The sequence below is a fragment of the Kitasatospora sp. NPDC059722 genome, from assembly GCF_042733235.1.
In the GTDB taxonomy this organism is placed as follows: domain Bacteria; phylum Actinomycetota; class Actinomycetes; order Streptomycetales; family Streptomycetaceae; genus Kitasatospora.
The window spans coordinates 1-6,825 of the sequence record NZ_JBHWGD010000177.1; the positions used below are offsets into that span (position 1 = coordinate 1).

General features: G+C 77.3%; 5 protein-coding genes and 1 pseudogene. 4 read left to right on the top strand and 2 right to left on the bottom strand.

Features of this window, described 5'->3' with window-relative positions:
• A pseudogene (locus ACFV4F_RS41530) lies at nucleotides 1-891 on the bottom strand (hypothetical protein); the annotation flags it as partial.
• 263 nt (nucleotides 892-1,154) lie between these two features.
• Here ACFV4F_RS41530 and ACFV4F_RS41535 point away from each other — a divergent pair.
• The 3 genes from ACFV4F_RS41535 (at nucleotide 1,155) to ACFV4F_RS41545 (ending at nucleotide 2,972) form a co-directional block, all read left to right on the top strand.
• Entirely contained in the window at nucleotides 1,155-1,580 is a 426-nt protein-coding gene (locus tag ACFV4F_RS41535) for a hypothetical protein (RefSeq protein WP_380444972.1), read from the top strand.
• A gap of 188 nt (nucleotides 1,581-1,768) precedes the next feature.
• Entirely contained in the window at nucleotides 1,769-2,131 is a 363-nt protein-coding gene (locus ACFV4F_RS41540) for a hypothetical protein (protein WP_380444971.1), read from the top strand.
• A 151-nt stretch (nucleotides 2,132-2,282) separates the two neighbouring features.
• Nucleotides 2,283-2,972, top strand: a complete 690-nt coding sequence (locus ACFV4F_RS41545; protein ID WP_380510893.1) for a sigma-70 family RNA polymerase sigma factor — start codon at nucleotides 2,283-2,285, stop codon at nucleotides 2,970-2,972.
• Between the two features lie 24 nt (nucleotides 2,973-2,996).
• On the opposite strand, the gene ACFV4F_RS41550 is transcribed toward ACFV4F_RS41545, so the two are convergent.
• A complete protein-coding gene (locus tag ACFV4F_RS41550; protein WP_380510896.1) occupies nucleotides 2,997-5,846 on the bottom strand; it encodes a BTAD domain-containing putative transcriptional regulator in 2,850 nt (949 codons plus the stop codon).
• A 280-nt stretch (nucleotides 5,847-6,126) separates the two neighbouring features.
• Between ACFV4F_RS41550 and ACFV4F_RS41555 the strand changes: the two genes are divergently transcribed.
• A partial coding sequence (locus ACFV4F_RS41555; RefSeq protein ID WP_380510899.1) for a BTAD domain-containing putative transcriptional regulator occupies nucleotides 6,127-6,825 on the top strand: 699 nt, incomplete at its 3' end.

Consider the following 6,825-nt stretch of genomic DNA (forward strand, 5'->3'; position numbering starts at 1 on the left):
ACCAGCGCGCCCCGGGGGGCGCCCCGTGACCGGGGGGGCGGCCCCCGGGGGGGGGGGGGGCGCCGGGGGGGGGCGGGGGGGGGGCCCGCCCCCCCCGCCCCGCGCCGGGGTGAAGGCCACGACCGCGCCCCGGGCCAGGTCGCCGCGGCCCTCGGCGGCGAGCCGGTCCAGCTGGGCGGAGGCGGTGCGGGCCCCGGCGACGGAGGCATCGGCGCGGATCACCACCTGGTCGGCCGCCGCCACCACCGCCTGCCGGGCATCGTCGCCGGCGCCGGTGGCGTCGGCGAGCACGAGGGGGTAGTGGGTGCCGAGGTCGGCGAGGGACTGCCGGTGGTCGGCGTACGGGTGCTCCGGGCGGGCCGTCAGCAGTGCCAGCCGGCCGCCCACGTGCCGGAACGCGTCCGGCAGGGGAGCGGCGGTGAGCAGGGCGCTGAGCGCGTGCGGCGGTGTCGGCGCGGCGGCGTCCGGCCGGGGCGGCGCGAGGTCGAGGACGGCCACCTGGTGGCACCGGTGCTCGGCCAGTTGGGCGCCGAGTGCGACCGGGAGTCCGGCGGAGGCGTCGCCGGGGGCGGCGGGCGTGCCGAGGAACGCGACGCGGTGGCAGGCGAGCAGCGGGGCGCGGACCCGCTCGATCTGCTGCCGGGGGTCGGCCGACTCGCGGAACAGTGTTCGGCGAACGTGCGGTCGGGGCGCGGGGGCGGCCGGAGGGCGGTGTATCGGGACTGGTGTCGGCTCCGGCTCCGGCACCGGCTCGGGCAGCTGCACCTGCACCTGTACCGGCTCCGGCCACTCGGCCGGAGTGTAGTCCGGGCAGGCGTCCGCTCCAGGGCCCGACAGCAGTTCGGTCCAAGGGATTTGGAAGCCCGGATGTGTGCCGTCGGAGTAGGCCATCGGGTGTCCCTCCCGGTTCGTCGGTGCGCCGCAGGGGCCGCCCCTCCGCCCGCCCCGGGCCGGCCCGCCCAGCCGGAACTACGGCGGCCGGTGCGCGGCGGGTTCAGCGGCCGGTGCGCGGCGGGTGCGCGGCGGGTACGGCAACGGGTTCCTCCGGGCGTGCGGGCCGTGCCCGCCGGTCCGGTACTGAACCCCGTTCAGTGGGAGGCCCGTTGAGCTGGTCAGGGCGCACCGTGCGTCCCGACCACGCTTGGAGGAACCCCATGCGCACCACCACCCGTGCCGCCGGCCTGCTGTTCGCGGCCGCCGGCCTGGTCGGCCTCACCGGAGTCACCGCCGCGCAGGCGGCCACCGTCCCCGCGGTGCCGAGGATTCCGGCCCAGCCGGGCGTCCCCGTCACTCCGGGCATCCCGGCCCAGCCGGGCGACAACTTCGTCCTGTGCTCGGGCGGCACCTACCCGTCGTACGCGGTGTTCCCGAAGCGGGGCGGCTTCTCGACGCACGTCGTCGCACCGCACCAGTGCGAGCGGCTGTCGCTGACCGGCATCGGCAAGGAGCAGGTCGTGCTGTACGGCCTGCGGCCCGACGGCAGGTCGTTCACGATCGCCAAGGACACCTTCGACGACCGCGACGGCGAGCGGATCCGCACGCTCGGCACCCCGGACGCCGACGACTGGACCACCTTCTAGGACGCGGAGCCCAGCCGCCGGCCGGGCGGCGACCAGGCCCGGCCGGGCGGGTTCCGCTGTCCGCAAACCCCCGACCGGACCGGGCTACCAGTCGGTACCGTCTCCGGGGCACGTCCGGCCGGTTCCGGGCGGCCCCGAAGGAACGACGGAGCGAGTCCCGGACGCGGGACGGGGGAGGACGACGAAACATGGGAACCGAGCGCGCGGAACCGCGTGAACTGATCGCCGCACTGCTGGCCGAGGGTGCGCGGGCCGTGCCGGGGCCGCCGGCGCTGGCGGTGCCGCCGGGCGCGGCGGAGGACGTGATCGCCGTCGCCCGGCGGGTGGCGCTGAACGGGCTGCCGTCGGGGCGCTGGCGGCCGGTGTCGTCGCCGGGGCTGTTGGAGCTCGCGGCGGCGATGGTCGTGGACGAGCACCCTTCGGCGCCGGGCTGGTCGGCCGAGGAGCGGGAGCGGTTCACCACGTGGGTCGCCGTGCTGATCGAGCACCGCGGCGAGGACGGCGTGCAGGACCTGGTCCGGGCGCTCAACGAGGAGCGGGACGCGGCCTGAGGGCGGACCGCCCTCGTGGGGGAAGGGGACGGGGGCCGACGTTGGCGCGGAGTTGGCGCATCCTTGGCGGCCGTTGACAGCCTGTGGTCACAGCCGCCGGGGGGATCCGGTCGGACTGTCCCCTGACCCCGACCGCTCTGTGAGGTAGTGCGTGTCCCAGCAGCCTGTCGCCCCGAACGCCCCCGGCGTCCAGCAGCCCGCAGAGTCCGAAGCCCGGCCCGCTCCCGCCGCGGAGGCCACCGTGCAGCCCGCCACGGAGACCACCGCGAAGGGGGCGGGGCGACCGACCCTCGACCCCCAGGACCTCGCCGAGATCCACCGGCTGCACGGCGGCTACCTGCTGAACGTCCTGCTGCGCACCACGCGCGGCGACCGCGGCAAGGCCGAGGACATCCTCCAGGAGACCCTGCTGCGCGCCTGGCAGAACCCGGAGGCGCTGAAGGCCGGGCCCGAGCACAGCCGCCCGTGGCTGTTCACGGTGGCCCGGCGGATCGCCATCGACCACTACCGGATGGCGGCCTCGCGGGCGCCCGAGGCGCTCGGCGAGTCGGTGGACGACCGGCCGGTCGCCGAGGACCCGTACGAGCGGGTGGTGGCCTCCCGGGACATCGCCCTGGCGCTGCGACGGGTGCAGAAGCACCACCGCGAGGTGCTGGTCGAACTGCACCTCAAGGACCGGTCGGTGGTGGAGGCGGCGGCGAAGCTCGGGGTGCCGCCGGGGACGGTCAAGTCCCGCAACTTCTACGCGATCCGCGCGATGCGCCCGGTCCTCGCGGCCGAGCACGGGTACGCCCCGAAGGCGGTCGACCGCGGGCGCGTCGCCAAGGCCGCGCTGAACTGACGGTCCTGAACTGACGATGATGCGTCAGGAACGGCGGTGCGTCAGCGCGTCCAGCTGTTCCTCGATCGCACTGACGAAACCGCCCATGGACGACGGGAGCCGGCCGTCCGCCCGGTAGCGGTCGAGTGCCACCCGGAGCCGCTCGACGGCCTCCGGCGACCGGCCGCGGCCGGCGAGGAAGGCGGCGTAGGACTGCTCCGCGAGGGCGAGCAGGTGCAGCAGCCCGGCCTCCTCGCAGGCGGCGAGCGCGCGGCGCCAGGCGATCTCGCAGGCCTCCTCGTCGGCGACCGGCTGGAGGGCGTGGGCCTCGGTGAGCATCGACCAGAGGTGGCAGATCGTCACCGTCGACCCGGGCAGCAGGTTGCGGGCCTCGCGGGCCTGCCGGAGGGCGCCCTCCCGGTCGCCGACCAGCAGGCTGACCTGGGAACCGTGGGCGAGGGTGGCGGACAGGCGGTGGGGTTCGCCGCTGCCGGTCGCGTGGGCGAGCGCGGCGGCGCCGAGCGCGGTGGCCTCGTCCGCGCGGCCGACGAGGGCGCTGGACACCGCGAGGGCGTTGAGCGCCCGCAGGTGGACGGCGCCGTCCTCGGGGCGGGTGTCGGCGAGGGCCCTGCGGCCGCGGTCGACCGCCTCCTGGTAGCGGCGCAGGCCGAGCAGGGCGCTCGCCTGCGCGACGCCGGACCGTGCGGTGCCCACCCGGTCGCCGCACCGCTCGGCGGCCTCCCGGCCCGCCGTCATGCAGCTCAGCCACTCGGTGAAGAGCCCGGCGGCGTAGTACTGCGGTTCGCTGGCGGCGGCCAGCCGCCAGGCGCGCGCCGGGTCGGTGCGGCCGGCGGAGGCGACCAGCGCGCGGACGGTCGGCTCCTCGGCCCGGAACCAGTCGATCGCGGCCCGGGGCCCGGCGGGCGCGGGCAGGGCCGGCGGGTGGTGGACGCTCCCGCCGTACGTCTCCTGGCCGGGCTCCAGGTGCTCGGCGCAGGCGCGGGAGGCCTCCAGGTAGTAGTCCAGCAGCCGTTCCGCGGCGAGCTGTCGGTCCGCCTCCGGCCGTCGCCCGAGCAGGTGCGCGCTGAACAGCCGCACGAGGCCGGACCGGCCGTACCGCCCGTGCGGGGTGCCGGTCAGCAGGTGGTGGGCGGTGAGTTCGCCGAGCGCCCGGCGGGCGGTGGCCGGGTCGGTGCCGAGCAGGGCCGCGCTCGCGAGGACGTCCACCTCGGGGGCCGGGTGGGCGGCCAGGACGGCCAGCAACTCGGCCGCGTCCGGTGACAGCCGACGGTGGGTGCGGAGCAGTTCGCCGGAGACGCCGAGCGTGCCGTCTCCCTCCAGGACGGCCAGCCGGGTGGGCTCGTCCGCGAGGTCGGCGACGAGTGCGGCGATCGTCCAGTCCGGTCGGGCGGCCAGCCGGGCGGAGGCGATCCGCAGGGCGAGCGGCAGGTGGTCGCAGAGCGCGGCGAGCCGGGCGGCGGCCTCCGGTTCGGCCCGCACGCGACTGGGCGTCAGCACCTGTTCCAGCAGGCGCAGCGCGTCGGACCCGGGCAGCGGGGCCAGGCGCAGCAGGGCCGCCCCCTCGGCGGCGACCAGGCCCTCCAGGGGGTTTCGGCCGGTGACGACGGCGGCGCAGCCGGGGCCGTGCGGGAGGAGGTCGGCGACCTGGTCGGCGTCGGCCGCGTCGTCGAGGACGACGAGCAGGCGCTTGTCCCGGGTCAGGGTGCGGTAGAGCGCGGCGCGCCCGGCCCGGTCGGCGGGGAGGGCGGGTTCGTCGACGCCCAGCGCGCGCAGGAAAGCGCCGAGCGTCTCGCCGGGGTCGGCCGGTCCGGCCGGGTCGAGACCGCGCAGGTCGGCGTGCAGCTGGCCGTCGGGGTAGCCGTCGGCGGCGGTGTGCGCCCAGGTGAGGGCCAGCGCGCTCTTGCCGGCGCCCGCCGGGCCGACGACGAGGGCGAGGCCGTCGCCGGTGCGGTCGGGGCCGCATTCGCGGTCCAGCCAGCGCAGTTCGGGTTCGCGGGCGACGAAGTCGAGCGGGCGGCGGGGGAGTCGGCGGGGCACGGGGGTGCCGTCATCGGTGGTCGAGGCGGAAGCCGGCGGTTCGTCCACCCGCCGGCCGGCCTCGGCGGCGTCGTCCTCGGCCAGGACCTCGGCGAGTGCCGCCTGGAGTGCGGGGCCGGGCCGGATGCCGAGTTCGCCGTCGAGCCGGGTGCGCGCCTCGTGGTAGGCCCGCAGCGCGTCGGCGGACCGTCCGGCCTGGTGGAGGCAGCGCACCAGGAGCGCCGCCACCTCCTCGCGCAGCCCGTTCGTGCGCACGTTCTGCTCCAGCGACGGCACGGCCGCGGCGCCGGTGCCCTGGCGCAGCCGCAGTGCCGCCCAGGAGACGAGGGCCGCGGTCCGCGCCTGCTCCAGCCGGCCCGCGACGGTGCCGCGCAGTGCCGTGTCCGGCAGGTCGGCGAGCGCCGGACCGCGCCACAGCCGCAGCGCCTGCTCCAGCAGTGCGATCGCCTCGGCGAGCGCGGCGCCGCCCGTGGTGAGGGCCGCGCCGTCGGCCGCTTCCGCCAGCGCGCCCGCGCGGGCCACCAACTCGTCGAAGCGCAGGGCGTCCACGAGGCCGGCCGGCCCGGTCAGCAGGTAGCCGGGCGCACGGGTGTGCAGCACGAAGGGCCCGGCGGCGAGCAGCTTGCGCAGCGCGGCGACGTGGCCCTGGAGCGCCGCCCGCGCGCTGGCCGGCGGCCAGTCGTCCCACAGGAGTTCGCAGAAGGCGTCCACGCCGACGACCCGCCCGAGGTGCAGTGCGAGCAGCGCGAGCACGGCCCGCCGCTGCGCGCCCTGGACCGCGACGAACCCGCCGCCCCCGGTCCCCAGCTCCACCGGACCGAGGAGTCGAATCCCCACGCGCCGCCCCACCTCGCCCCACGACTCCCGGGCCGGTCGGTCCCGGGGTGGAGCAGTGTACTGCCCGAATTCGTCCGGTCCCGGCGGGTGATCGAACGGAACCGAACGGAACCGAACGGATCAAGGCCGAACCGGGCGAGAAGCGATCATGATGGCATGAATCGGCGGAACCCGCACCGGTGCGCAGGCCGGGCGATCGGGCCTATCCTCGGACGACTCGATCCACCCGCAGACGATCCACCCGCCGGCGAACGAGCCGATCAGCCAGACGAGGGGCCGCATGCGCATCGACCTGCTCGGACCGGTCGCCGTCCGGCGCGACGACGGGACGCTCGTCACGCCCTCGGCGCCCAAGCGGCGCGCCCTGCTCAGCGCGCTCGCCGTCCGGCTGAACCGGGTCGTGGCCACCGAGGAACTGATCGAACTGGTCTGGGACGGCGCCGCGCCGCCCACCGCCCGGGCCGCGCTGCAGGGCCATGTCGCCGTGCTGCGCCAGGCGTTGGGCGAGGAGCCCACGGCGGACCACGGCGGCGGGCACCTCGCGCTCGGCACCCGCGACGCCGGCTACGTGCTCACCGGGGAGCCCGACCGGGTGGACCTGGTGCGCTTCGCCGGCCTCTGCGAACGCGCCGGAGTCCTGCACCCGGACGGCCGGCACGGCTCGTTCGGCCCGTACCACCCGCAAGCGCCGTACCACCCGCACGTCCTGGACGACGAGCGAGCCGCCGACGGCCCGTCCCCCGACGGCCCGTCCGCCGACCCGGCGCTCCCGCTGCTGCGCGCCGCCCTCGACCTGTTCCAGGGCCCGGCCCTCACCGACTGCGGCTCGGCCCTGCTGCGCGACCGGACCTCCCCGTACGTCACCGACCTGCGCCTGCGCGCCCTCGACCGGCTCGCCGACGGCCTGTGCCGGCAGGGCCGCGGCGGCGAGCTCGTCGCCGAGCTCACCGAGGCCGTGACGGCGCACCCCGCCCGGCAG